25 protein-coding genes, 1 pseudogene and 1 riboswitch are annotated in these 25,589 nt (G+C 35.0%); of the genes and pseudogenes, 11 read left to right on the plus strand and 15 right to left on the minus strand.

Annotated elements, in window-relative coordinates; genetic code table 11:
- Positions 1–31: 31 nt before the first annotated feature.
- Both ACUXEY_RS15355 and ACUXEY_RS15360 read right to left on the minus strand, forming a co-directional pair.
- The gene (locus ACUXEY_RS15355; protein WP_432207165.1) at positions 32–982 is read right to left on the minus strand and encodes a methyl-accepting chemotaxis protein; all 951 of its coding nucleotides are present in this window, start codon (positions 980–982) and stop codon (positions 32–34) included.
- Positions 974–1,324, minus strand: a pseudogene (locus ACUXEY_RS15360) (HAMP domain-containing protein); the annotation flags it as partial. The pseudogene ACUXEY_RS15360 and the gene ACUXEY_RS15355, both read right to left, overlap by 9 nt.
- Positions 1,325–1,534: 210 nt before the next feature.
- Between ACUXEY_RS15360 and ACUXEY_RS15365 the strand changes: the two are divergent.
- From ACUXEY_RS15365 to ACUXEY_RS15375, 3 genes are all read left to right on the plus strand, one after another.
- Positions 1,535–2,257, plus strand: coding sequence for an amino acid ABC transporter ATP-binding protein (locus ACUXEY_RS15365; protein WP_461301027.1), 723 nt, complete (start codon positions 1,535–1,537; stop codon positions 2,255–2,257).
- 147 nt (positions 2,258–2,404) lie between these two features.
- On the plus strand, positions 2,405–3,199 hold the full coding sequence (locus tag ACUXEY_RS15370; RefSeq protein ID WP_461301028.1) for an ABC transporter substrate-binding protein: 795 nt from the start codon (positions 2,405–2,407) through the stop codon (positions 3,197–3,199).
- A gap of 143 nt (positions 3,200–3,342) precedes the next feature.
- Entirely contained in the window at positions 3,343–4,035 is a 693-nt protein-coding gene (locus tag ACUXEY_RS15375) for an amino acid ABC transporter permease (RefSeq protein WP_461301029.1), read from the plus strand.
- Positions 4,036–4,088: 53 nt separating this feature from the next.
- Here the strand turns inward: ACUXEY_RS15375 and desB are convergent, their stop codons facing one another.
- Positions 4,089–5,174 carry a Delta(10) desaturase DesB gene (desB, locus tag ACUXEY_RS15380; protein ID WP_000661224.1) on the minus strand — a complete coding sequence of 362 codons (1,086 nt, stop codon included), beginning with the start codon at positions 5,172–5,174 and terminating at the stop codon, positions 4,089–4,091.
- Positions 5,175–5,756: 582 nt separating this feature from the next.
- On the opposite strand from desB, the gene ACUXEY_RS15385 reads away from it, so the two are divergent.
- Together ACUXEY_RS15385 and ACUXEY_RS15390 are read left to right on the plus strand one after the other, a co-directional pair.
- Positions 5,757–7,283 (plus strand): FAD-dependent oxidoreductase, encoded by a 1,527-nt coding sequence (locus tag ACUXEY_RS15385; protein WP_461301030.1) that lies wholly within the window; start codon positions 5,757–5,759, stop codon positions 7,281–7,283.
- Positions 7,284–7,426: 143 nt separating this feature from the next.
- On the plus strand, positions 7,427–8,728 hold the full coding sequence (locus ACUXEY_RS15390) for an MFS transporter (protein WP_461301031.1): 1,302 nt from the start codon (positions 7,427–7,429) through the stop codon (positions 8,726–8,728).
- 14 nt (positions 8,729–8,742) lie between these two features.
- Here the strand turns inward: ACUXEY_RS15390 and ACUXEY_RS15395 are convergent, their stop codons facing one another.
- Together ACUXEY_RS15395 and ACUXEY_RS15400 are read right to left on the minus strand one after the other, a co-directional pair.
- A complete protein-coding gene (locus ACUXEY_RS15395; RefSeq protein ID WP_461301032.1) occupies positions 8,743–9,525 on the minus strand; it encodes a nucleotidyltransferase domain-containing protein in 783 nt (260 codons plus the stop codon).
- A 121-nt stretch (positions 9,526–9,646) separates the two neighbouring features.
- Positions 9,647–10,756, minus strand: coding sequence for a PRK06851 family protein (locus ACUXEY_RS15400; RefSeq protein WP_461301033.1), 1,110 nt, complete (start codon positions 10,754–10,756; stop codon positions 9,647–9,649).
- A 148-nt stretch (positions 10,757–10,904) separates the two neighbouring features.
- Positions 10,905–11,017: riboswitch (SAM riboswitch) on the plus strand.
- Between the two features lie 85 nt (positions 11,018–11,102).
- Here ACUXEY_RS15400 and ACUXEY_RS15405 point away from each other — a divergent pair.
- Positions 11,103–11,735, plus strand: coding sequence for a cyclase family protein (locus ACUXEY_RS15405; protein ID WP_461301034.1), 633 nt, complete (start codon positions 11,103–11,105; stop codon positions 11,733–11,735).
- Positions 11,736–11,762: 27 nt separating this feature from the next.
- Here ACUXEY_RS15405 and ACUXEY_RS15410 read toward each other — a convergent pair whose 3' ends face one another.
- The 6 genes from ACUXEY_RS15410 to ACUXEY_RS15435 form a co-directional block, all read right to left on the minus strand.
- A complete protein-coding gene (locus ACUXEY_RS15410) occupies positions 11,763–12,143 on the minus strand; it encodes a hypothetical protein (protein WP_071757798.1) in 381 nt (126 codons plus the stop codon).
- Positions 12,144–12,445: 302 nt separating this feature from the next.
- Positions 12,446–13,711, minus strand: coding sequence for an S-adenosylmethionine decarboxylase related protein (locus ACUXEY_RS15415; protein ID WP_461301035.1), 1,266 nt, complete (start codon positions 13,709–13,711; stop codon positions 12,446–12,448).
- Between the two features lie 236 nt (positions 13,712–13,947).
- A complete protein-coding gene (locus tag ACUXEY_RS15420) occupies positions 13,948–14,616 on the minus strand; it encodes an LSm family protein (protein WP_461301036.1) in 669 nt (222 codons plus the stop codon).
- Between the two features lie 178 nt (positions 14,617–14,794).
- Positions 14,795–15,238, minus strand: a complete 444-nt coding sequence (locus ACUXEY_RS15425; protein ID WP_048529342.1) for a hypothetical protein — start codon at positions 15,236–15,238, stop codon at positions 14,795–14,797.
- A gap of 21 nt (positions 15,239–15,259) precedes the next feature.
- Positions 15,260–15,793 carry an LSm family protein gene (locus ACUXEY_RS15430; protein WP_461301037.1) on the minus strand — a complete coding sequence of 178 codons (534 nt, stop codon included), beginning with the start codon at positions 15,791–15,793 and terminating at the stop codon, positions 15,260–15,262.
- A 234-nt stretch (positions 15,794–16,027) separates the two neighbouring features.
- A complete protein-coding gene (locus tag ACUXEY_RS15435; protein ID WP_196473316.1) occupies positions 16,028–16,267 on the minus strand; it encodes a helix-turn-helix domain-containing protein in 240 nt (79 codons plus the stop codon).
- A 179-nt stretch (positions 16,268–16,446) separates the two neighbouring features.
- Between ACUXEY_RS15435 and ACUXEY_RS15440 the strand changes: the two genes are divergently transcribed.
- Entirely contained in the window at positions 16,447–16,815 is a 369-nt protein-coding gene (locus tag ACUXEY_RS15440) for a hypothetical protein (RefSeq protein WP_000235479.1), read from the plus strand.
- A 195-nt stretch (positions 16,816–17,010) separates the two neighbouring features.
- Here ACUXEY_RS15440 and ACUXEY_RS15445 read toward each other — a convergent pair whose 3' ends face one another.
- On the minus strand, positions 17,011–18,060 hold the full coding sequence (locus tag ACUXEY_RS15445) for an NAD(P)/FAD-dependent oxidoreductase (protein WP_461301038.1): 1,050 nt from the start codon (positions 18,058–18,060) through the stop codon (positions 17,011–17,013).
- A 331-nt stretch (positions 18,061–18,391) separates the two neighbouring features.
- Here ACUXEY_RS15445 and ACUXEY_RS15450 point away from each other — a divergent pair, with 331 nt between their 5' ends.
- The 3 genes from ACUXEY_RS15450 to ACUXEY_RS15460 are packed head-to-tail and all read left to right on the plus strand — an operon-like array spanning position 18,392 to position 21,402.
- Entirely contained in the window at positions 18,392–19,309 is a 918-nt protein-coding gene (locus ACUXEY_RS15450) for an iron-hydroxamate ABC transporter substrate-binding protein (protein WP_461301039.1), read from the plus strand.
- 48 nt (positions 19,310–19,357) lie between these two features.
- Entirely contained in the window at positions 19,358–20,398 is a 1,041-nt protein-coding gene (locus ACUXEY_RS15455; RefSeq protein ID WP_166703574.1) for a FecCD family ABC transporter permease, read from the plus strand.
- The gene (locus ACUXEY_RS15460; RefSeq protein WP_461301040.1) at positions 20,395–21,402 is read left to right on the plus strand and encodes a FecCD family ABC transporter permease; all 1,008 of its coding nucleotides are present in this window, start codon (positions 20,395–20,397) and stop codon (positions 21,400–21,402) included. Before ACUXEY_RS15455 ends, ACUXEY_RS15460 begins: the two co-directional genes overlap by 4 nt.
- A 44-nt stretch (positions 21,403–21,446) precedes the next feature.
- On the opposite strand, the gene ACUXEY_RS15465 is transcribed toward ACUXEY_RS15460, so the two are convergent.
- Genes ACUXEY_RS15465 through mtnK form a run of 3 tightly spaced genes read right to left on the minus strand, consistent with a single transcriptional unit; the run spans position 21,447 to position 24,428 of the window.
- Positions 21,447–22,088 (minus strand): L-fuculose-phosphate aldolase, encoded by a 642-nt coding sequence (locus tag ACUXEY_RS15465; protein WP_071757792.1) that lies wholly within the window; start codon positions 22,086–22,088, stop codon positions 21,447–21,449.
- 54 nt (positions 22,089–22,142) lie between these two features.
- Positions 22,143–23,186: an S-methyl-5-thioribose-1-phosphate isomerase gene (mtnA, locus tag ACUXEY_RS15470; RefSeq protein ID WP_461301041.1), complete on the minus strand. Its 1,044-nt coding sequence runs from the start codon at positions 23,184–23,186 to the stop codon at positions 22,143–22,145.
- A gap of 12 nt (positions 23,187–23,198) precedes the next feature.
- A complete protein-coding gene (gene mtnK / locus ACUXEY_RS15475; RefSeq protein WP_166703578.1) occupies positions 23,199–24,428 on the minus strand; it encodes an S-methyl-5-thioribose kinase in 1,230 nt (409 codons plus the stop codon).
- A gap of 588 nt (positions 24,429–25,016) precedes the next feature.
- Between mtnK and ahpC the strand changes: the two genes are divergently transcribed.
- Positions 25,017–25,580: an alkyl hydroperoxide reductase subunit C gene (gene ahpC, locus ACUXEY_RS15480; protein ID WP_000924422.1), complete on the plus strand. Its 564-nt coding sequence runs from the start codon at positions 25,017–25,019 to the stop codon at positions 25,578–25,580.
- The last annotated feature ends 9 nt before the right edge of the window (positions 25,581–25,589 follow it).

A 25,589-nucleotide genomic window follows, 5' to 3' on the forward strand; every position in this document is an offset into this window, starting at 1 on the left:
AAAAGGAAGAACAGAATGCTGTTCTTCCTTTTTACATTGAAAATCGTTCAATTGTTTGTTTCAAGTCCGCCGCTTGCTGCTCTAAATCCTTTAGTAATTCATCGATTACTACCATATTTTTAGATTGTTGCAACGTCACACGCGCCACTTCTTGTGAACCAGCTGATGTTTCCTCAGCAATTGCTGCTACAGCCTTTGTTTGTGCTCCAGTTTGATGAATGTGCCTCACTTGTTCGTTCATATAGCCACTAATTTTCTTCGTTGCATCGGCTACTTCCATAACACTTGATGACATTTCTTTTAAAATTAATTCCGTAGCTTCCCCACGTTTCGCCTCTTCTTTAGCTGTTTTTACTTGCTCTGTCATTTTAAATGCGACTTGTTGCACTTCCTCTTGCATATTCCGTAATAATTGCGATATATTTCTCGCAGAATGATCGCTTTCATCAGCAAGTTTACGTACTTCTTCAGCTACAACTGCAAAGCCCCTTCCATGCTCTCCAGCACGAGCTGCCTCAATAGAAGCGTTTAGTGCTAATAAATTCGTTTGACTCGCAATCTCACTCACAACAGAAACAATATGTTCTACTTGTTTCATTCGGTCTTCTAACTTTTGTACATTTTGCATCGAATTTTCATTTTCTTTTGCCAACGTTTGAATACCTTGAATTAAAGAAGTAAAGACACGTGTACTTTGTCCTAAAGCTTGAACCATTTCTAAAGACAACTCATCAGACTGTTTTGCTTTTTCTTCTACTTCACTTGCAATAGAAGTTGTTGTATCAACAGCAGAAACAATCGCTTGAATTGATGCCGCTGATTGCTCAGCTCCAGAAGAAATCTCTGCAAGAGTTTCCGAAACACCTCGCGCTTGCTTTGTCGCTTCCCCTGTTTGTCTTCTAATTTGCTGAACTTGATTATTTGTATACGAAAATGTAGTATCAATATTTTGTACCATGCCTCTTAAGTTTCCTAGCATCATATTAAATGCAACACTTAAAGATTTAATCTCATCGTCTGTTTTTGGTAACGGGACATCTTCACGAATATCGCCATCGGCTGCTTTCCTCGCAGCCTCCTCCAACTTTCGAAGTGGTTTAATTAAAAAGATTGCTGCTCCATACGCTAAAATTCCAGACCATACTACACCTAATAGCATAACAATGATATTATAAACGGTTTGACTTACATAACCTTGAAAATAATCATATATAACGTAAATAAAAATTAAACTTGTCGAATATGTAATAAAAGCTAAAATTGTAGTAAATAGCATAAGCTGCATACGTAAGCCAAAGGAAAATTTCTTCCTTTCTTTTTCCATTTTTTCTTTCCCCCTTTTTATAAGCAATATAAATACTACCTATATATTATTATCCATATTTTCATTATAGAAGGATATAGGGATTTGAAAAATTATTATTTCCTTGAATATCAAATCCACTAAAAAAAATAAAGGATTCTGACAATTTGTGACTAATAACAGAAATAAGGGGCAACATTTGTAAAATTTATTTTTGACTGGGGGTTTTGTATGATTCAGGTTCGAAATCTAGTAAAATCATTTGGCTCACTTGATGTTTTAAAAGGAATTGATTTAGAAGTACAAGAAAAAGAAGTTGTTGTTTTAATTGGTGCCAGTGGTTCCGGTAAAAGTACATTACTTCGCTGTCTTAACTTTTTAGAAATGTACGATGAAGGTGAAATTCACTTACAAGGTGAACGAATTGATCCAAAGCATTCAAATTTAAACAAAGTCCGTGAAAATGTCGGTATGGTTTTTCAGCACTTTAACCTCTTTCCCCATATGACCTCACTAGAAAACATCATAGAAGCACCTATTCATGTAAAAAAATTAGAAGCAGCAAATGCAAAGGAAATCGGAAATCAACTTCTGCAAAAAGTCGGCTTACAAGATAAAGCAGCTGTAACGCCCCACCTCCTTTCAGGTGGTCAAAAACAGCGCATTGCCATTGCACGAGCTCTTGCTATGAATCCTAAAATTATGCTATTTGATGAACCTACCTCAGCCTTAGACCCTGAACTTGTTGGAGAAGTACTGCAAGTTATGAAAGAACTTGCTGAAGAAGGAATGACCATGGTTATTGTTACTCATGAAATGAATTTCGCAAGAGATGTAGCTGATCGCGTCATTTTTATGGATGATGGAAAAATTGTAGAGGATGCTCCGCCAGCGCAATTCTTTTCAGCTCCATCACATGAACGAGCAAAACAATTTTTACGCAACGTTTTATAGTGTAACTTCTGTTTCAAACAAAAAGAAATACATTCATACGGTGCACAACTAATCATCTAAATACAATATCTAAATACAATATCTAAATACAATATCTAAATACCATACTTAAAACCATCCGTATGATCAATATATAGGAGGGGTTTTATGAAAAGAAAACTATTAACTATTGTTGCGAGTATTACATTATGTACATCCTTCATATTAGGAGCCTGTAGTAAGGAAAGCTCTACTACTTCTTCAAATGGTGAAAAAGAATTTCGTTATGCAATGAGTGGTTTATATAAACCTTTTAACTATAAAGAAAATGACGGAAAGCTTGCCGGTTTTGATGTAGAAATAGGTGAGGCACTTGCGAAAAAAATGAATATGAAACCTACTCCTATTACAAATCCGTGGGAAACACTAATCCAAGGTCTCAAAGCAAAAAAGTATGATGCAATACTCGGTAGTATGGCAATTACAGAAGAACGATTAAAAGCTGTTAATTTCTCAAATCCTTATTATCGTTCTGGCGCCCAAATTTTTGTTGCTAAAAAGAATGCATCTATCTCTTCTCCAGAAGATTTGAAAGGTAAGAAAATTGGTGTTGTAAAAGCTAGTACCTTTAAAGACCTTGTTGCAAAACATACAGATCAAATTACAGAATACGATAGCGATATTACTGCACTTATGGACTTAGAGCCTGGACGTATTGACGCAGTAATCACAGATCAAATGGTTGGTTTACGTATGATCAAAGAAGGTAAATCAAATATAAAAGAAGCTGGTAAACCATTAAACCTTGATGAAATGGGAATTGCGATTCGTAAAGATGATAAAGAAATGGTTGAGAAAGTAAATAAAGCTTTAGATGAAATTATTAAAGATGGTACGTATGAAAAGATCAGTAAAAAATGGTTTGGACGTAACATTCTTGGGGAAGAGGAAAAAACGAAGTAAATTAGCTATTCAAATGTTTCATAAATTATGCCCCACTTTTTATCTCGCTATTTCTGGGCAGTAAAACTCCCAAGTAGTCCGAGATAATAATCAGTGGGGCATTTCATTCCCTACCAAAATCCATACAATATGAGGTGACACATATGTTTGAAATTTTTATGTCTACTTATCCCACACTCTTAAAGGCTACTATTATCACATTACAACTAACACTAACATCCCTATTACTCGGTTCACTAATTGGATTACTATTCGCTTTTTTTCGCATCTCTAACAATAAAGTTTTAAATAGTATTGCTCATGTATACATCGCCATTATTCGTGGTACACCTTTAATTGTTCAAATTGCCATTCTCTATTTTGGAATTACATCCGTTGTTGTTTTTACTCCTTTTTGGGCAGGAGCAATTGCTTTAGCAATCCATAACGGTGCATATATTACTGAAATTTTCCGCGGATCCATCCAATCTATTGACCGTGGACAATTGGAAGCTGCTCGTTCTCTAGGTATGCCTTATCCTTTAGCGATGCGCCGTATTGTACTGCCACAAGCATTTCGTCAATCTCTTCCTCCTTTAGGAAATCAATTTATTATTGGGTTAAAGGACTCTTCCCTCGTTGCATATGTAGGGTTATCCGAATTATGGGGATCAGGTTTATCAATTGCTGCAGGTAACTTCCAACAATTAGAAACATACATAATCGTTGGTTTATATTACCTCGTACTTGTTCTTCTATTTACTTATTTTGTTAATCTTTTAGAAAAACGACTACAGCGAAAAGAAACAAATTCAATTCAAGTTAGTGCAAAGAAAAAAAAGGAAGTTTCTTTATAAAAAAAAAGCAAGCCTGAGATGGCTTGCTTTTTCACTACAACATATATCAATTTTTACTGATTTATCTTTTTAATACTCTCTTCTTCCTCTATATGTTCCTCACGATATGAAATATTATGAGGATCTAGTCCGTTTCCTAAAGAACCATAGAAATGCTCTCTATGCGGATCTACTAATTCACTTCCTTGATAATACACACGTGGTGTATTCCATAGCGCTGCCAAAGCCTTTGTCATTGGCATCTCATGATAGCGTTCCGGCCACATTTCTTTAATTTTCTCTTTTACTAACGGATAGTATTTAGAGCTCATAGCAGGGAACAGATGGTGTTCTGTATGATATGAGAAATTGAAATGTAAAACGTCTACCCAACGCGGCACTGTTACTGACAAACAGTTTGCTAACGGATCATTTACTGGAACAATTGGATTTAAGCGGTGATTTGTTGCGATATATGCCATTACAATAAAGTTAGCAATTAACAACGGAATCACATATGCAAATAACCATTTTCCAGGTCCCATAATAAACAATAAACTAATCCAAACTGTCCAAGGCAAAAGAAGTTGAAGCCATACAGATTTTTGATTGGATGACTTAAATTCTTTTATAAAATGAAAGAACATTCGAGTCGAATGCAATGTAAATTGAATGGTTAGTGACAGAAAACTAAAGAATGAACGTACATGAAGAGGCATACGATATACCCAGCTCAAAAACTTACTCTTTTTAAGCTTCTCAAGTGTAGGCCATGCATCTGGATCATTCTCTTCATGTTGTGTATGAACGTGATGCGTTGCATTGTGCCACTTTCTCCAAAGTTTAGGTCCTGTTGATAATGGCATAAACGCAATTGCTCCTAAGAAATCTCGAAGCCATGCCTTTCTTACAACAGTTCCATGTAAAATTTCATGTCCTAAAAACCCAAGTGAAGCAAAACATAACCCAAGAACAATCGCAATTCCTAGATTCGCCCACACATTCAATTCAAATACACCAATCGATATTAATCCCGCCAATGCCACAAGCAAATAAGCCAGTCCACCAAATAAACGAGTCGGAACTGGTTTAAATGCTTTTTTCGGCAAATGTGGTGATACACGTGCTGCATACCACCCAAACGTATGAAGCTCCTTCATCCTTTTGCCCCTTTCTTATGCCGCGCCTTGCGCAACTTACATATATCAATTCTTGCTTCCAGATTGATTTTACTAGGTGATTAAAAAAGCATCTATGTATAAGGAAAATATACTCACTCTATCGTCACTTATTTTTTCGCTTTTATTATCAATGAAAAACATTTCTCTTTTTACTCTCTATCAACCTTTCCACATGATGAATCATATCAATAGAATTTCTATATTGTCAACAACTTTTATGACCTAGTAATAAAAGTTGGTTATATTTTTATAATTATACTTTATTTCACTAAAGAAAAAACATAGATTTTATAAGGTTTCATCCATTATCTATATACATACACTAATATACTATAGACTCTAACTTATTCAAGAATTCTCTGTGTAAACAACAAATAAACTCACCTAAATCTAGCTTTACACAACTCCTATCTCTTCATACCGACAACATCAAAAATTATATTAAAATAACTTTATCTTTCTTTTAATAAAAATAGCCCCTCCCTAAAACAGCACACATGAATTTCATATCTTATGGAAATATTAAAAGGAAAATTGTTCTAAAATCGGGAGGTTTCTATAATGACAAGCGATACATTTCCACAATTCCCATTATCTTATTGGATTGAATCTACTCAAATCCCTACTTTTCCCCCTTTATCCGAAAATGTAAAAACGAAAGTTGCTGTTATCGGTGCTGGTATTACAGGTATTACTACTGCCTATTTACTTGCGAAAGAAGGCATCGATGTTGTTTTAATTGATTCTGGTCTTATTTTAAACGGAACAACTGGGCATACAACAGCAAAGGTAACAGCTCAACATGATCTAATTTATGATGAATTAATAAATCATTTCGGTTTGGAAAAAGCTAGGCTTTACTATGAAGCAAATAATCATGCTCTACAATTTATTAATGAAACTGTGCAAACATATAAAATCGACTGTAATTTCTCAAATGAAGATTCATATTTATATACAACTACTGATAATGGATTAAGAAATTTATCGAAAGAATATGAAGCCTATCAAAAATTAAATATACATTGTGACTATGTTCAATCTCTATCGATTCCAATTCCAGTACAATCTGCACTTGTCATGAAAAATCAAGCACAATTCCATCCCCTTCTTTATTTGAAAACACTTTTAGAAAAGTTTGTGGAGATGGGCGGAAAAGTTTATGAACAAACTACAGCTATTGATGTAGAAAAGGGTGATTATCCACAAGTCATTACAAAGGGCGGACATCGCATCACTTGTGAATATATTGTCTCTTGTTCACATTTTCCTTTTTATGATGCGAATAGCTTTTTCTTTACACGAATGTACGCAGAACGCTCTTATGCTCTTGCTATTAAAGCGAAAACAGATTATCCAGGTGGCATGTATTTAAGTATTGATGATCCAAAACGTTCCTTACGCTATACAACAAACAATGGTGAAAAGTTAATTTTAATTGGCGGAGAAAGTCATAAAACAGGACAAGGAATAAACACGATGCTTCATTACGAAGCACTGTATTCTTTTGCGGAAGCAACGTTTGGAGTAGATGAAGTTCCTTATAGATGGTCAGCACAAGATTTAATCACGCTAGATAAGCTACCTTATATCGGACATATTAACGAAAGAAATCCAAATATATTTGTCGCAACTGGATATCGTAAATGGGGAATGACAACTGGAACTGCTGCCGCTCATTTACTGAAGGATTCTATTCTAAAAGTACACAGTCCATATAAAGAACTGTATGCACCTTCACGCTTTCATGCAAATCCAGATATAAAAACGTTCCTCTCCCAAAATATTGATGTTGCGAAACATTTAATTGAAGGAAAGATTGAAACCGCATTACGCAAGCCAGAAGATCTCGAAGTTGGTGAAGGATCTGTCGTACATGTTAACGGGAAACGAGCAGGTGCTTATAAGGACAAAGATGGAAAATTACATCTTGTTGATACAACTTGTACACACCTCGGCTGCGAAGTTGAATGGAATGATGGTGATTGTACTTGGGACTGTCCTTGCCACGGTTCCCGCTTTTCAATTGAAGGAGATGTTATTGAAGGTCCAGCAGATCAACCGTTAAAACGAGTTGATAATGAGTAAACAAATAAAGAAGTTCAACAGGAAACCTGTTGAACTTCTTTATTTGTTATAAAACCTTTTCAGATAAATTCCGATACAAGAAGGAAAATATTAACATAAAATAAAATAATATATTCATCTACAAATTAAAAGGAGGGAATATTATGCACTCTTCAGCTCCACCTCATCTAGAATCTACAGAAACTATCTTTTCAAGCTCTATTACAAAACTTGTTGTTTTTATTTGTTGTCTAGCCATTCTAGCTGATGGATACGATTTAGGTATTTACGGTGCCGTTCTACCAAAGCTCCTAGAAGACAAAAGCTGGGGACTTTCACCGGCACACGCTGGTACAATTGCAAGCTATGCTTTGTTTGGAATGTTTATTGGCGCTATTCTAGTTGGAACCATTACAGATCTAATCGGTCGAAAATGGACGCTTATATGCTGTTTAGCACTTTTTTCTATTACAATGGGCCTAGCTGCTATCGCTCCTTCTCCTGAATTATTTGGGATATGGCGATTTATCGGAGGGATCGGATTAGGCGGTGTTATTCCAACAGCTTCAGCACTTACTGTTGAATATTCACCAAAAAAGCGGCAATCTTTTATTTATGCCCTTATGTTTACTGGCTATCCTTTAGGTATCGTATTAGGCGCTATTTTGTCTATGTTTATGTTAGAAGATTTCGGATGGAGAACTATGTTTGGCATCGGAATGATTCCACTGCTCCTCATTCCTTTCATCATTCGTTATTTACCTGAATCCATTCAATTTTTATTATCACGTAATCGCCAAGAAGAAGTAGACAAAATCCTTCATCGTTTTCAAATTGAATTCCATAAAAACGATGAAACTCATCAATCCCCACCTAATATACGAAAGAAAAATGGATTCCTTACTTTATTCTCAAAAGAATACATAAAAGCAACGCTACTTTTTTGGATCACTTATATAATGGGAATGTTTTTAATATATGGTTTAAATACTTGGTTACCTCAGATGATGCGCCAAGCAGGATACCCTCTTGGATCTAGTTTATCATTTCTACTTATGCTAAATATTACTGCCGCTATCGGTGCATTATTTGCTGGAGCAATCGCGGATCGTATAGGAGCTAAAATTGTTATTAGCATCTCTTATCTTATGGCAGCTATATGTATTGGACTATTAACAATTAAACCATCTGTTACAATTATCTATCTTTTAATTGGTCTTGCTGGAATTGGATCAGTCGGCATTACTCAAATATTAAATGCATATGTAACACAATACTTCCCATCCCATATTCGGGCTACTTCCTTAGGCTGGGGACTTGGACTTGGCCGAGTTGGTGCGATTGCTGGTCCTATTCTTGTCGGTATTATTATGACAATGCAATACGACTTAGCATGGAATTTTTACTTATTCTCATTTGCCGGTCTTCTTGCAGCTATATCTGTTTTCTTTATTCCTACAAAATAAAAAAGGGCACAAATTTACTCGTGCTCTTTTTTGTATACTTCGAATAACATATCTCGAAACAATGTATTTAAACTCTCAATATCTATCCCTGATCCCTTTTCAATTCCTTTTACATATTGCTGATAGTAATGAATTTGTTCTTCTAAAAATTGATTCAACACCTCAATTTTTAATCCAATATCTAATTCAGTACCTGCCTTTTTCTTTATTAACAACTGTTCAATTTCATCTAATACGCTACGTTCTAATGATAATTCTGTAATTAACCGATCAAATTCTACAGGTGGTAACGTCTCTTTCTCCTCTAACCATTTACAAGCTAAAATAGGACGTAATACATAGAAGTACTTTTTCAACTTTACATTTTCACCTTGCAAAAATTCACGATAATTTTTTGAAGCCATATGTAGATAATGATATATCGTGGCTTTTGGATCAAAATCCTTTTCACTCATTTGCTGAAGTTGCTCTGGAAAATGCGAGTTTTTTGAATAAAAAATTGGTGATCGAATCCACTCAAGTAAAGCTGGGTTTGACTTTGCGAATAGTTGTAACGCCTTTTTTATATCCCATCCGCTTATATCTAAATCATCACTAATCGGATACTCAATTACATCTCGTTTATCATGAATTGATAAATACCACTCTACCGGATGCATATAAACGAATCTAACATCATAATCACTATCTTTGGATGGAAATCCCCAAGCACGACTCCCTGATTCCACTGCAAATAAAATTTTCACATCATTCTCTTGTTCAATTCTTGCTAACTCCACTCTAATTTTCTCTCTCATTTCATACCCTCTCCATTTTTTGATTATTTCCTTGGAAATTCGACAAATATACTGCTAATTTTACTACATACTAAAATAGCTGTCAGAAAATTCCCGACAGCCTACCAAAATCCTTTATTTTTTACTTGTTCTTTTCTGTTACACTAACCGCAATTCGTTCAAACTCTTTTTGAATCTCCTCTTTATATGCGTCTACTTTTGAAAAATCCATAGCAGCAATATAAATTCGTTCTAATTTATCACGAACTGATTTTGCTTTCGCTAAGAAAGACATAGCCTCATTCATTTTTGCTTTATATCGAATGGAGACGTCGCGGATTTCCACCGCGTACTTCTCATCCGTCCCTGGTGTCACAATAAGGGCATACATATCTATAATCTCATCTCCTTCGCGGCTCGGAAAGTATTCATGTGGCGCAGTGCTATCAAAAATTGCAAACCCTAATTCTCTTACGATAACCATATCAAGACTATTTGGATCAAACCCACAATGATATACTTCAACTTCAAATCCTTTTTCTTCTGCTGCCTTAGCTAATTTTTTAAGCATTGTTGACTTCCCAGAGCCTGGACGTCCTTTTATGAAATAACGATGTGGTAATCCTTCTGTTAAATTAGGAACAAAATCAACTGCTCCTTTCGGTGTGGCTGCTCCTAAAAAACGATGTTTCACAAGCGATTGTTGCCCGCTTTTATCTGTAAATAATTTCTGAATTAGCTGATCGGTTAGTTCATTCGCTTTATTAAAATCAATATTACTAATATATATTTTCTCCCACTCATCATGTATAATTAGCGCTTCATGGAAACGAGCGTAAGCAGCTTGAAACGATTTGCTTGCTTCAGAGACAAATCGTTCAATTTCCACCTTCTGCTCCCTTAATTTATCTGAATCCCAAGCAACACCTAAATTGATATACTCCTCGACAACTCCTGGCATTTTCGGCTCAATAACATGCGGTGATGTTCCATCAACAATTCCTACTTTTAACTTCGGGATAATGACACCATCAACCGATTTGTTATCAGAAGAACAGTGTAAAAATTCAATATCATATCCCTTTTCAACCCATTCACGACCTATTGCCTTAATTAAAGAAGATTTTCCCGTTCCAGGTCCACCCTTTAAAATAAATAATCTGTTTAGTCCTTTTAAATTCTCTTCGTATAAATTATGAAATCCTCTAGCTGTATTTCCACCAGCATAATAATTCAATACATTCCCTGTCACTGCACTCACTCCTTCGCAGCATTCTATTTACATAAGCTACAATATGCGAGCAGCTTTATTTGGGTGAATACCTATTTTGTATTGCACGAAAAAAGGAAATGAATTACAACTTAAATACAATGAATATTCAGAACTAAAATTAAATATGTCTTTATCAAGAGAGGCAGAGGGACCGGCCCTTTGAAGCCCAGCAACCTCAGTTTATATAAACTGAATAGGTGCTAATTCCTGCAAAATGCAATGCATTTTGAAAGATAAAACGTAACTATTGTGTGCAAAACTCATCTTTCTTGATTATGAAAGGTGAGTTTTTTATATTTCAAAACATATATTGGAGGTATTTAAAGTGAAAGTAATTGACCTATCACAAACATTTGAAAACAATATGTCCCAATTCCCTGGAACACCAAAAATCAATTTAGGAGCCATTACAAGCGTTGAAGAGACAGGCTATCAAGTTACAGATTTTCATTCTGTCGTTCATGTTGGCACACATTGCGATGCTCCTGCTCATTTCATTTCAGGCGCAACGACTATTGACCAATTACCCCTAGATCAATTTGTAGGCGAAGCGGTTCTTATTGATGTAACTCATGTACAAGAACGAAAACTACCTAAAGAAGTACTTCACAATGCTGATATAAAAGAAGGAGATATTGTTATTTTCCATTCCAATCTATCTACTAAATGGAATACAGAGGCGTATGAGAAAGAAGCTTTTTATCTTTCTGAAGAATTAGCGGAGGAACTAGTACAATTAAAAGTAAAATCTGTCGGTTTAGATTTTATTTCTCCTGATGAGCTAACGACAGAAACATCACCAATTCATCACATACTACTTGGGAATAATATTTATTTAATCGAAAACTTAACAAACTTAGATGCCATTCACACGAAACGTTTCTTCTTCTCAGCGGCACCTTTAAAAATTAAAGATAGCGACGGTGCTTTTGCAAGAGCATTCGCTGTAATTTTTTAAACAAACTATACAAAAAAGCAAAGATCATCATTGACCTTTGCTTCTATTTTTTTTATTTAAATTAAGAAAGAATTGCTCAACACGAGGACGTAACCAAGCTAAATAATCTTTCTCTTTCTTCTTTGTACAAGCTATTTCTTCCCCATCTACCATTCCGACAAGCTCTAGCTCTAACAGTTGCCTCGTAAAGGCTAACATATTTATTTCTTCGTCTGGATACTCTTCTTTTAATTTCTCCTCAATTTCCCCCAATAAAAAACCGTCACGCATCATTGCCAATGCATCAATCCAAAGTGGCGGCATTTCATATTTTTCTCCTGTAATTGTATCTTTTACAATATAATTCTTTTGCTCTTTTCGAAATTGAATCGTGTGTAAGCATACAGTCGAATTTAATGTTAATTCCATCATACCACCTCTTTCATAATATCTGCATAGAAAAAAGGATGCGCGTGCACCCCTTCTTTTTCTAACACTACCGAACCGTTACATGAATAACAAATCTCATGTCGATATTTTCCTCCATTATAAACGAAGTATTTTATAAAAAAAACCCTTCTTGAAACATTTTATAAAATGTTTATATTTACACAACAAGAACACTTTTCTGAAAAATATTTTCTTCTGGCATATTATACTGTCGGTAAAAAATACATACTTTCCAATTACGCGAAAAGGAAGGAGATCTCCCCCTTCCTTTTCACTATAACTTATATCCATCTTACCCGATCATGCAGCAATCCATCCGTAAAGTCATTTTCGCCCACTACAAAATCCTTCATATATAGATTTAAATATTGACCATACTTACTTTCTGTATTTAATAATAATTCCTCTACATAATAAGCACCTTGTTTAAAGTTATCGAACAGTAAACTACACAAGCCAGCATAAATTCCGCATCCTACTTGGAAGTAAGTCGCATTCGTTTTATATTTATGAAAAACTTGACTACTATTCATCACGTTATACATATATGTCTCGCTATTTTCATAAACGAGTAATACACCGACTAGATCCTCGCCCGCAATCTCTTCTTCAGCCGGATTAAATACTTTACGATTCCAGTTCCATAAATCTTCTACCTTATCTAAATTCTGCCTAATTATATTTGTTGTATACTCGTTAATTCGGTAAAGAAACCCAACTTCCATGTTAAAGTTTTTCCCTAAAATTAAAACTTCCTCATGTGGCATTAAACAACCATAGAACTCTTTCTCTCCTAACTTCACTTTATACTCTGAAGCATATACATCTTCATAAAAGTAAAGGGGACGATGATGACTCATATACATCGGATAACTCCATATCGCTTCATCTAGAAATCGCTCTACTGCCCATGAAGCATAAAGTGTATGAGGTTTTATAAGTGCTGCATCATGTAAAAATGACGTGTCATGTTCTACTATATAGCATGCTTTTGGCTGTTCATTTGGACGTTCCTTCATAAGTTCGACAACCATCCATTGAACAACACCTGGATTCATACCTGAACCTATAATTGCTTTTGTATTTGTAAATTTCTCTTTCTCCTTCTCAAACCTCGTATATCTTTCAGTAAGCTGAAAACCGATTAAGCTATCGTCCTGATCTACTGCCTCATTTTCCAAGGCTGAATTAATATAACAAATTCCAAGTTCGTTACAACAGCTTAATACTCTAATCGTATCTGCTCCTGAAACATCGATAACAACGCTCGTGCCACTTTCTTTTAAATGCTGTTTAAATGTCACTACATCTTGGAGGTCTATTTCGGATAAAAACAATTGCTCTTTCAAATTTGGAAACAAATCATCATAATAAGCCTTATCTTTTTGTTTTATATCAACCAAATGAAATGTAACGTTCTTTATCGCTTCATAAATCGGGTCTTTTTCATTTACTATCGCCTGATTTAAAATTGCTAAAACTGCTTTTGCTGCTCCACCAGCACTACCAAGTAATGTAATCGATAACGAATTCGAAAACTGCTCCACCAACAAAACCCCTTTAATATATTAGTTAAGCAGTTCTCCCTCAAAAAAATAAATTGAATATACGAAAAGATGGCTCGTACATATTTTTTATAATTTTGCACAAGATTTTCTCTTCAACGGTTACACTAACTTATTTATATTCAATTCATTTCCCCCTCACATCCAAATCGAACTAAACAAATAGGCTCGACCTTTTCTTCTGCATATAAAAGAAAAAGCCAGCCCTTTCAACTAGCTTACGGACAATGGACAGATTTTACATGTTGAATATTCACATACATTTTCGCATCACGCGCTTTTAATATTTCAATATGCCCTTCATCAATCTTCGCCATCTTTCCGATTTTATTAGATTCCTCACCTAAATCGAACACCATGATTTTTCCAGCCATTTTAATAAGTTGTTCTTCAAACGTTCGAGCTAACGTAATATTTAACGGATTCACAGGGAGTTCATTTTTATTGAGGGCATAAGGCACTTGATTTTCTTTATACGGAATTAACCATTTCAAATGCTTTAAAGATATATATACTGTTTTATAAACTGGGCTATAAAAAACAATATAATCGTTCATTATACTTGTAACATATCCATGTATTGGAGCATTTCCAGCTACATAAATTTCTGTAAAAATCCCTTTAGAAGTACTTAATACTTTCCTCAAGGAAATGGAAGGGGATTCTCTCTTAATTACAGAATCCACATCTGGTTTTGATATTTCTTCATCAAACGATCTTAAAAATTTATAATATTGTACATGGTATAAAGATATATATACGTAGTCTTGTCCATTGTAAAGAACAACGATATCATTTCCTACGTCTATTAATACACCTTTAAATCTTTTTTCGCCGATTAATTTAACATATATATTTTCTCCAATACTTTTGTTTAACTCATTCATCTATATCCTCCTTCCTATGAAATTAAAATTTCCCTTTCTTTTATTCTAAAAATAATCAGGGGCAATGTTCTGTTTTTTAATAGTAAGAAACCCTTTTTCATATATCCAAAAATAATTACAGAGAAATATGAAATCATTCTTCACTTTCAATCATAATGCCCCTTTTATTTATTAAACATTATTCTTCTTCATTCTTTTTGTTTTTAACTATTTGACTCACACTCTTAATATGGGAATTAATCACATAAATGACCTCATCACCGTTAACTAGTGTAATATTTCCATCATGTATATCACTTAATAAACCTTCCACACACTCTGGTCCACCACGATTAATCTTTATCCATTTATACTTCAAGTCATTTAATACATCTAAAAAAGTATCTTCTTCCGCATAAAAACATGAACCATATTCTCCTTGTGCCTCTTTCACTTTTCTGACTAAACTCTTCACATGTTTCAGCTGATAATACACTAATTCTCCATGAGGTAATTGTAGTGTAAGGTAATCTTTTCCTAACAATGACAGTACACCTACTCGACTTTCCGGTCCACGAAGATTTACTTTTACATTCTCACCAACTAAACCTTTGATTTGATCACAGCATAATACATCCTTCAAATTCATACCCTCCTTTCTGTTTTATCTTCCTCTACTTGATTGTCTTAGTGCGCGAGCTCGACTTGAATTATTGCTGTTTTCATTACTTTTCTCATTGCTACTCTCATCACTACTCTCATCACTCTCTCCACTTACAGATGCATTATAATTAACACTCTTAATATGAGATAGTGCAATTAATACAACTTCTTCTTTAATAATCAATGTTACATAACCGCCAGAAACATCTTGTAAAATACCTTCAATTTTCTCTGGTCCACCACGGTTAATTTTCACCCAGCGGTATTTGAAGCTTTGAAGTAGCGTTTCAAAGTCTTCTGCAATGTCTTCTTCTCCCCATTCTAAATCACCTACTCCACCATCTTTCGTATTTCGGGTAATGCTTTTCAGATGGCGAAGCTGGTAGTAATGGTTCTCTCCTTTTTCATTCTCTAATCCGAAGTAGTCCACACCTAATGATACTATTGTTCCTTTTTGAGATTCTGGTCCACCTCTGTTTACTCTTACATAAGATCCAATTAAACCTTCCAAAAAATCCCAATTAAATAAACTCACGAGAAAACCCCTTCCATTAATTTATAAGCTTTTGCACTGATAGTATATGTATCTGTACAGGTTACGTTCTCTATGTTTGTCCTAGCTAGAAAAAAATATGCTTTTAACATGGTAGACTACTACCTATCAAAATCCCACAGAATACTTAAGGTCTTTTAAATTTGGCATCTTCACACAAAAAAATCCCGTATGAAGATACATTTCTGCATATCTTCATACGGGATTTCCCATCGTTTAATCTTCGTCTTTAACATCCATATCTTCTGGAATTGGTTCGTTTAACATTTCTTCCACTAATTGCTTATATTTCTCCATTTGTTCTAAATGTGTATTGAATTGTTCTTTATTTAATAAATATTGCTCTCCATCAAATAGTGCGCGAACTTTCTTTTGCTGAATTAGCTCTTCAATATACGACTTTGGTAAATTCAAATACTCCGCAGCTTCTTCTACTGTTATATACAACGCGTTCATTCCTTTATTATTTTTTCCTATATACTGTATCTTACTTTATTTTTGTAAACAAATAAAAAAGATTTTGTAAATGCAATTTAAAAAGAAGGTGGATGCATTCCATATATTGTATAATAATATAGTAAGGATTTTTTAAATATAGAATGGTATTACCCATTTACACAAAGGAGAGTTAACATATGGCTACTCGTCACATCATTACAATGTTAGAAAAAACATTACAGGTTGAAACAGAAAACACAATTTCGCATTTAACTACATCTTTATCTGATCGTATTCTTTCTCAAAGCGCAGCAATACATGAAAACAATTGTTACCATACAATTGGGGAATGGTACAAAAATCATTTTTTATTCCAACAAGATGATTTCCTTTGGGCTAAATACGCTTTCTATGACGCATATTGTGAAGCTATAAAGGCACAAGGACATCTTACAAAACGTGTCCGTCAAATATTAGAATCATTAGCTCGAATGCATGGAAAGCAGTACATTGCTTCTATATTAAATATGCCATTTCCTAACGAACGAGCTAAAGGAACAGCATAATGTAAGACTGTTCTGCATCAGCAAAACATAGATTCATTGTTTTATAGGAAGATTTACAAATAAAACGTTCATTTCACATGAACTGATGAAACCGGTGTCATTATAATGATTGAAAATATAGTAAACAGGAAAACCCCCATTTACCTCTCTCATCATTCGAATAGAGAAGTAAATGGGGGTATACTTGTTTTTTTATTATTTCATCATCTGCTTGATCAATTCACGATTTCTTTTCTTAAATACTTCATTATGCGAAGAAACCATCCCGTACTCACTTGCATCTGGTTGAATGAATTGTTTCGCTTTATTTACAGCATTTCCAGCATCTTGGAATGCTCCCGCAATTAGGTGCAATTTCCCTTCATGCTTTAAAATATCTCCTGCAGCATATAATCCATCTACTGAAGACTCACTATTGGCATTCCCAGCAATATAATAATTATCTATAATTGCAACATCTAACTCACTATTTTCTAATAATGTAATGTCACGTTCATATCCATGATTAATAATAACTTCATCGATAGCTAACTGAGAAACCTCTCCTGTTTCGTGATTTGTTAATTCTACATATTCAATCGCTTCATGGTTATCGCCAGCAATTAATGTTGTAATCGATGTATTAAAGAAACATTCTGCAGAACTGTTCATAAGTTGTTTTACTTGTGCCTCATGCCCAGATAATTCTTCTTTTCTATATGTTAAATAAACTTTTTTCGCAATTGGTTCTAACTCATTTGCCCAATCAATTGCAGAGTTACCTCCACCTGAAATAATGACCGTTTTATCTTTGAAACGTTTTAACGATTTAACTGTATAATTTAAGTTCGATACTTCAAATCGCTCCGCACCTTCAATTGCTAACTTTTGTGGATTCAATATACCACTTCCAGTTGCAACGATCACTGTTTTTGAAAAGTGTTCTTCTCCAGTGCTTGTTTTTAACGTAAAAATACCATCTTTATTACGAATAATTGATTCTATTTTTGTATTCAATACAACTTCTGGCTGAAATGTTAACCCTTGTTGTACAAGTTGCTCAATTAACTTTTCACCAGTAACCGGTAATAATCCGCCAATATCCCAAATCATTTTCTCCGGATAAACATGTATTTTTCCACCTAACTGCGGTTGAAATTCTATTATTTTCGTTTTCATTTCTCTGAGTCCACTATAAAAAGCTGAATAAAGCCCTGCAGGTCCTCCGCCTATCACAGTTACATCAAACAATTCTTCTCTATTCATTCGTGTCACTCCTCAGTTACTAATCATTGATTATCATTCTCAATAAAATATAACTTGTTTCCGCAAAATTTACAATCAAAATTACTATTGACAATACACCTTTATAAAATTATATTATTTAAAGAATCAATAGTGATAATCATTATCAATTTGTTAATAATTAGCAAATATGAGATTACATCTTCTTTTATTAATATGGTTAATACTATATTATAAAATCTCATATTCAAGATTTTAAATGAATATTTTGCATTACCACTACTCATTCAAAAAGATCGCAGTTAAACAAATTATTGTATACACATATCATCTATGTTAAAGGAGAAAAACGATGAAAAAGTTATTTATTTCACTAACAGTTCTTTTCGTTCTTGTTATGAGTGCTTGTAGCAATGGCTCTACAGACAAAAAGAACGATGTAAAAGGTAGTAAATCAGAAACAATTACATACCAATCTGAAAATGGTAAAGTAGAAGTTCCTGCAAATCCAAAACGCGTTGTTGTTTTATCATCATTTGCTGGTAACGTAATGTCATTAGATGTAAATCTTGTTGGGGTAGATTCATGGTCTAAACAAAACCCACGTTTTGATAGCAAACTTAAAGATGTTGCTGAAGTATCAGATGAAAATGTTGAAAAAATCGCTGAACTAAATCCAGATTTAATCATTGGTTTATCAAATATTAAAAATGTTGATAAGTTAAAGAAAATCGCTCCTACTGTAACATACACTTACGGAAAAGTTGATTACTTAACACAGCATTTAGAAATCGGTAAGTTATTAAACAAAGAAAAAGAAGCAAAAACTTGGGTTGATGACTTCAAGAAACGTGCACAAGACGCTGGTAAAGAAATTAAAGCAAAAATCGGTGAAGATGCAACAGTTTCTGTTGTAGAAAACTTCAACAAACAGCTTTATGTATACGGCGAGAACTGGGGCCGTGGAACAGAAATTCTGTACCAAGAAATGAAATTAAAAATGCCTGAAAAAGTAAAAGAAAAAGCATTAAAAGAAGGTTACTACGCATTATCTACTGAGGTATTACCTGAGTTTGCTGGTGATTACTTAATCTTAAGTAAAAACAAAGATACTGATAACTCATTCCAAGAGACAGAATCATATAAAAACATCCCAGCAGTAAAAAATAATCGCGTATATGAAGCAAACATGATGGAATTCTATTTCAATGATCCACTTACATTAGATTTCCAACTAGACTTCTTCAAGAAGAGCTTTCTTGGTAAATAATACAAACATGAGGAATTCTTAATTTAAGAATTCCTCTTCCTTTATTCTATGAACAGAAAAGATGTGAAACGAATGACAAAAGATCACGATAATCCACGTTCTATAGCTTTTACGTACAAACTCATTTTGAGCATAATTGCATTCTTTCTTATTTTTATGGTGGCAATGGTATTAGGGGCTGCAGATACTTCAATAAAAGATGTATGGTTAGCACTCACTTCCTCCGCTAAAGGGGACAAACTATCTATTATTCGCGAAATTCGTTTACCACGTGAAGTAGCTGCTATTTTTGTAGGAGCTGGACTTGCTGTTTCTGGAGCAATTATGCAAGGGTTAACACGAAATCCACTTGCAGATCCTGGATTATTAGGATTATCTGGTGGAGCAAATGCTGCACTTGCGTTAACGATAGCCTTCCACCCTTCCATCAGCTATCTTTACTTAACATTTGCTTGCTTTATCGGTGCTGCAATTGGCGCAATTATGGTATTTGGCATTGGCATGGTGAAAAAAGGTGGGCTCTCCCCTCTTCGAATTGTATTAGCTGGTGCTGCCGTTTCAGCATTTCTGCTTGCAATTTCAGAAGGCGTTGGCATTTACTTTAAAATTTCACAAGAGGTATCACTTTGGACTGCTGGGGGCGTAATTGGAACAACTTGGGACCAATTAAAAATTATTATTCCAGTCATTTCAATTAGTATCTTTATCGCTATCTTACTAGCAAAAAAATTGACGGTTCTTAGTTTCAGTGAAGAAGTGGCTATTGGACTAGGTCAAAAAATTATTGTTATTAAAACCATTCTATTTATCATTATTATCTTACTTGCAGGTGCGTCTGTAGCGCTTGTCGGAAATATGGCATTTATCGGTTTAATGGTGCCTCATATGGTACGCCCAATTGTCGGTCCAGATTACCGATTTGTTATACCGATGTCAGCAATTGCTGGAGCTTCCTTTATGCTACTTGCAGATACAATCGGACGTACTATTAACGCTCCGTACGAAACACCAGTTGCTGCTATTGTCGCAATTGTAGGGTTACCATTCTTCCTATTCATTGTACGTAAAGGAGGAAAAACATTCTCATGATGCAATCTATTCTAAGAAAACAACGTCTTATTATACTCGCTTTACTTATACTAACCATCACAACCATTGTAGTTGGAATGGGACTCGGTTCAGCATCTTTATCTTATGATCGACTACTCCCAACATTAATGGGACAAGGGACCTTTAAAGAGGAGTTCGTTTTATACTCTTTAAGACTACCTAGAATTGTCATTACATTATTAGCTGGTATGGCTCTCGCTTTATCAGGGGCTATTCTGCAAGGAATTACCCGAAACGATTTAGCTGAACCTGGTATTCTCGGGTTCAATTCTGGGGCCGGTGTTGCCGTTGCTATTTTCTTTTTATACTTTCCAATAGATGTAGGTTCATTTCTTTACTTACTACCTGTCGTTGGATTTATCGGAGCATTTCTGACAGCTGTTCTAATTTACGTATTTTCATATAGTAAATCAACTGGGCTTCAGCCAATCCGATTAACATTAACTGGTATTGGTTTCTCATTTGCACTATCTGGAATGATGATTGTCCTTATTTCATCCGCTGATCGTATGAAAGTGGACTTTATCGCCAAGTGGATCGCCGGAAACATTTGGGGAGATGACTGGGTCTTCGTTTTTGCAATGCTCCCGTGGTTAATCGTATTAATTCCGTTCGTTTTCTATAAAGCAAATCGATTAAACATTCTAGCATTAAACGAGCCAGTCGCAATCGGCGTTGGAATTGAAATTGAAAAAGAACGCCGATACTTATTAATTGCAGCCGTTGCGCTTGCTGCTGCAGCTGTTTCCGTAACAGGAGGAATTAGCTTTATCGGGCTAATGGCTCCTCACATCGCGAAATCTTTAGTGGGTCCAAGACATCAAATCTTCATGCCTATCGCCGTTTTAATCGGCGGATGGCTATTGCTATTAGCAGACACAATTGGACGAAACATCGTTGAACCTAATGGCATTCCAGCAGGTATTGTCGTTGCTTTAATTGGTGCTCCTTACTTTATGTATTTGTTGCTTAAGAAAGCATAAAAACACCCTCAAGAGTGAAATCTTGAGGGTGTTTTTATCTCATTCTACTGCTGCCCATATCCTTCAAACTTCTTCGCCAAATTTTCCATCTCATCTTCTGGCAATAACTTCGGTTCTCCGACGCTTTTCGTTTGATAATAAATTTGCGCACAAAACTCAATTTCTTCCGCAACAGTAAATGCCATTTTTATATTATTTGCACCTGCAATTAAACCGTGGTTCGCAAGTAAAACAGCACGGCGATCAATCATGCCTTCGAAAGCAGCCTCTGCTAATTGCTTCGTACCAAATGTTTCATACGGTGCACAGCGAACATTCGGGCCTGCGAAAGCAATTAAATATGATACAGCAGGAAGCTCCCACCCTAATGATGCAATCGTCTTCGCATAAGGTGAATGTGTATGCACAAGCGCATTTATATCTTCACGATTTCTATAATAAATAAGATGCATGTCTAACTCGCTTGATGGTTTTCTCTCTCCCTCTACCACTTCACCATCTAAGTTTAATATAACTACATCTTCAGGTTTTGTTTCATAATACTCTAAACCACTTGGGCTAATTGCAATAAGACCTTGCTCGCGATTGAAAATACTAATATTTCCGCCTGTCCCCTTTGTTAAACCGCTAGAAATCATTTTCTTTCCATACGCTACAATTTCTTCTCTTTCTTTTTGTAATAACATATACATCCCCCTAAGTATGAAGCTTATGATGACTGACTTTTTCATTCTATCTACTTATTGAAATAGCTTTTTTAAGTTCTCCGTAAACGGTGCTTTTACAATCCCTTTTTCCGTAATAATCGCTGTTACATTTTCATGTGGTGTGACATCAAATGCTGGATTATATACTTTACTTTCTTTTGGAGCAGAATATTGTCCGAAACGATTAATCACTTCAGAAGCATCTCTTTCCTCAATCGGAATTTCTTTTCCTGTCGGTGTTTTCAAGTCGATTGTCGGTGTTGGTGCCGCTACATAAAACGGAATGTTGTAGTATTTCGCTAAAATAGATACACCTAATGTCCCAATTTTATTTGCTACATCACCGTTTGCTGCCACGCGGTCACATCCAACGATTACAGCATCGATTTTTCCTTGTGACATGACCATAGCTGCCATATTATCCGTAATGACAGTAACATCAATTCCCGCTCGCTGTAGTTCTAATGCTGTTAACGTTGAACCTTGTAACCTAGGACGAGTTTCATCTGAATAGATTTTTAAGTCCCATCCTTTTTCTTTCGCTAAGTACATTGGAGCTGTCGCAGTACCATACTTAGTCGTCGCTAACGCACCAGCATTACAATGTGTTAATACTCCCATTCCATCATGGAATAACGTTAATGCATGTTCCCCGATTTGACGGTTAATTTCCTCATCTTCTCTATGAATCTCTTTCGCCTCTTCTAGTAATCTATCTTTCAACTGAGCGATTGATAAATGTGAGTTCTCTGCCGCGACTGCCTCCATTCTTTCAAGTGCCCAAAATAAATTTACTGCTGTCGGCCTTGATGTTGCCAAATATGCACACACCTTTTTGACTTCTGCTATAAAGTCTTCCACCGTACTTTGAGTAACTTCCTTAGCGCCTAAATACACACCATACGCTGCTGAAACACCAATCGCTGGCGCTCCTCGTACTTTCATTACTTGAATGGCATCCCACACATTTTCAGCTGTCTTGAAAGTTTCATAGACAACCTCATTCGGTAATAATGTTTGATCTAATAAAACTAAAGAATCATCTTTCCACTGAATGGGTATTAATTGCTCTTCCATCATCTTCTCCCCTTACTTCGCATAGTTCATTGACTGTTCTTTTAATGTTTCTACAAAGCTTGTGCCTGTTTTATATTGATTCGCTTGTAAAATAAATTTCTTTGCTACTTGAAGACAAATGCGTTCTGCTCTAGCACGTGCTTCCTCATTCTCGATACAAGTCATATCTTTTACTTTCGCTAGCCCAACAATACGACGAATTAACTCAAGACCTGTTACTGCAGCTGTATCCTCTAATACAGATTGTAAATATACTTCGTTAAAGCCTTCTTCCTTCGCCATAATCTCGGTCACATGAATATCCCAAGCATTTAAAAACTTCTTCTTAAACAAATCAATTACCTCTACCATTGTCAATTGTAGCCAACTCATATACGTATCTTTCTCAGTACCGGGCGGCATCGTTGCATCTGCATTCACCCAAGCAAACATTAAATTCGCCATTACATTTCCAACGTCATATCCCATCGGTCCATAAAAGGCAAACTCAGGATCGATAACCTTTGTGGAATCACTTTTCACAAAAACAGAACCAGTATGCAAATCACCATGAATAAGCGCCTGTGCATTCGTCATAAAAGAAAACTTAAGTTTGGCTACTTCCATACGAAGCTCTTTATCACTATAAATATGCTCTCTAATCCATCCTTCATTTAACGGAAACAGCTCATTACGCTTATTATGATTTGTAAATGGCTCAGCGTATACGAGGTCTTCTGTAATCTCACATAATTCAGGATTTATATAATTCTTTACAAGTTCCTTCTTCTCTTTATGGTTCATTACAACATCCGATGTTAATAAGAGTGTATTTACTAAAAAGGTCGTTAAATCATCCGCAAGCTTTGGAAACATTTGATGATTTATAAGTGCTGTACGTAATATTGTGTGATCCGATAAATCTTCCATTACGCAACAATTCATCACACTATCAAACAAATACACCTTTGGAACAAGTCCAGATGCTAACTCCTCCTCTAACCGCAAAACATCGGATTCTATACGAATACGATTCGTCGACAACTTAAACTCATCTGAAATACGAGCTGTATCCCCAGCTTGCTTTACAATGACAGAAATATCCTTCTGTTCATCCCAAACGCGGAATACATAATTTAAATTACCATCGCCTATTTCTTTACACTGTAACCCCTTTGCATCCTCGAACTTAGATAATTTCTCTTTCACATATACAATCACATCGTTAGCTTCCATTAAAAAATACTTCGTGAACTTAGACATGGTTTCCCCTCCATACTAATTGTAAGCGTTTTCTAAAAGCTATAAAAAATAATAGGTTAATTTTTTTCATCCTATATTATATGCTCTTCATTTTGAAAGGTATATCTAGGTTTTATTATATCTTGTTAAAAATGGGAGTCAATGTTTCTATATCACTGTAATATGCTTCCTAATTATATATTTGAGATGACAAAAATTGTTCAAAAAGATTTTAATTCATTTTATTTTATTTATCACACAATTCTTTGTAAAATAGAAATAAGCAATCACTTTTCAAATCCACAACTTCTAAGAATTACTCCCTTCCTAACAATTTATACTTACAACATATCTCTAACATACGCGCTATTCTTTTACATACTCATTGAAAATCTATTACATGAAAACTATCTTTTAATTCCCTAACAATCTTAATTGAGAATAAATATTAATTAAATTGATATAAAGTTAGTTTATTCTCTTGACAAAATAACCACTTCTATATGATAATTAATATCGAATTAGAATTATTATAGTTAATTAAAAAATATATTTTATGAGCACACTATTTTTTGATGCTCAAAACCAACATTTAGGAGGAATTTTAATATGTTATTAATCGGCACAGAAGTAAAACCGTTTAAAGCTAATGCTTACCATAATGGAGAATTTATCCAAGTTACTGACGAAAGTTTAAAAGGAAAATGGAGTGTAGTTTGTTTCTACCCAGCTGACTTCACATTCGTTTGTCCAACTGAACTTGAAGACTTACAAAACCAATATGCAACTCTTAAAGAATTAGGCGTTGAAGTATACTCTGTATCTACAGACACTCACTTCACTCACAAAGCATGGCATGATAGCTCAGAAACTATCGGCAAAATCGAATACATTATGATTGGTGATCCAACTCGCACAATCACTACAAACTTCAACGTTTTAATGGAAGAAGAAGGTCTTGCTGCTCGTGGTACATTCATCATCGATCCAGACGGCGTTATCCAATCTATGGAAATCAATGCTGACGGTATCGGCCGTGACGCAAGCATTCTTGTTAACAAAATTAAAGCGGCTCAATACGTACGTAACAACCCAGGTGAAGTTTGCCCAGCTAAATGGCAAGAGGGTTCTGCAACACTTAAACCAAGCCTTGACCTTGTAGGCAAAATCTAAGGAGTTCGA

The sequence above is a fragment of the Bacillus sp. F9_6S_D1_P_5 genome (assembly GCF_054823925.1).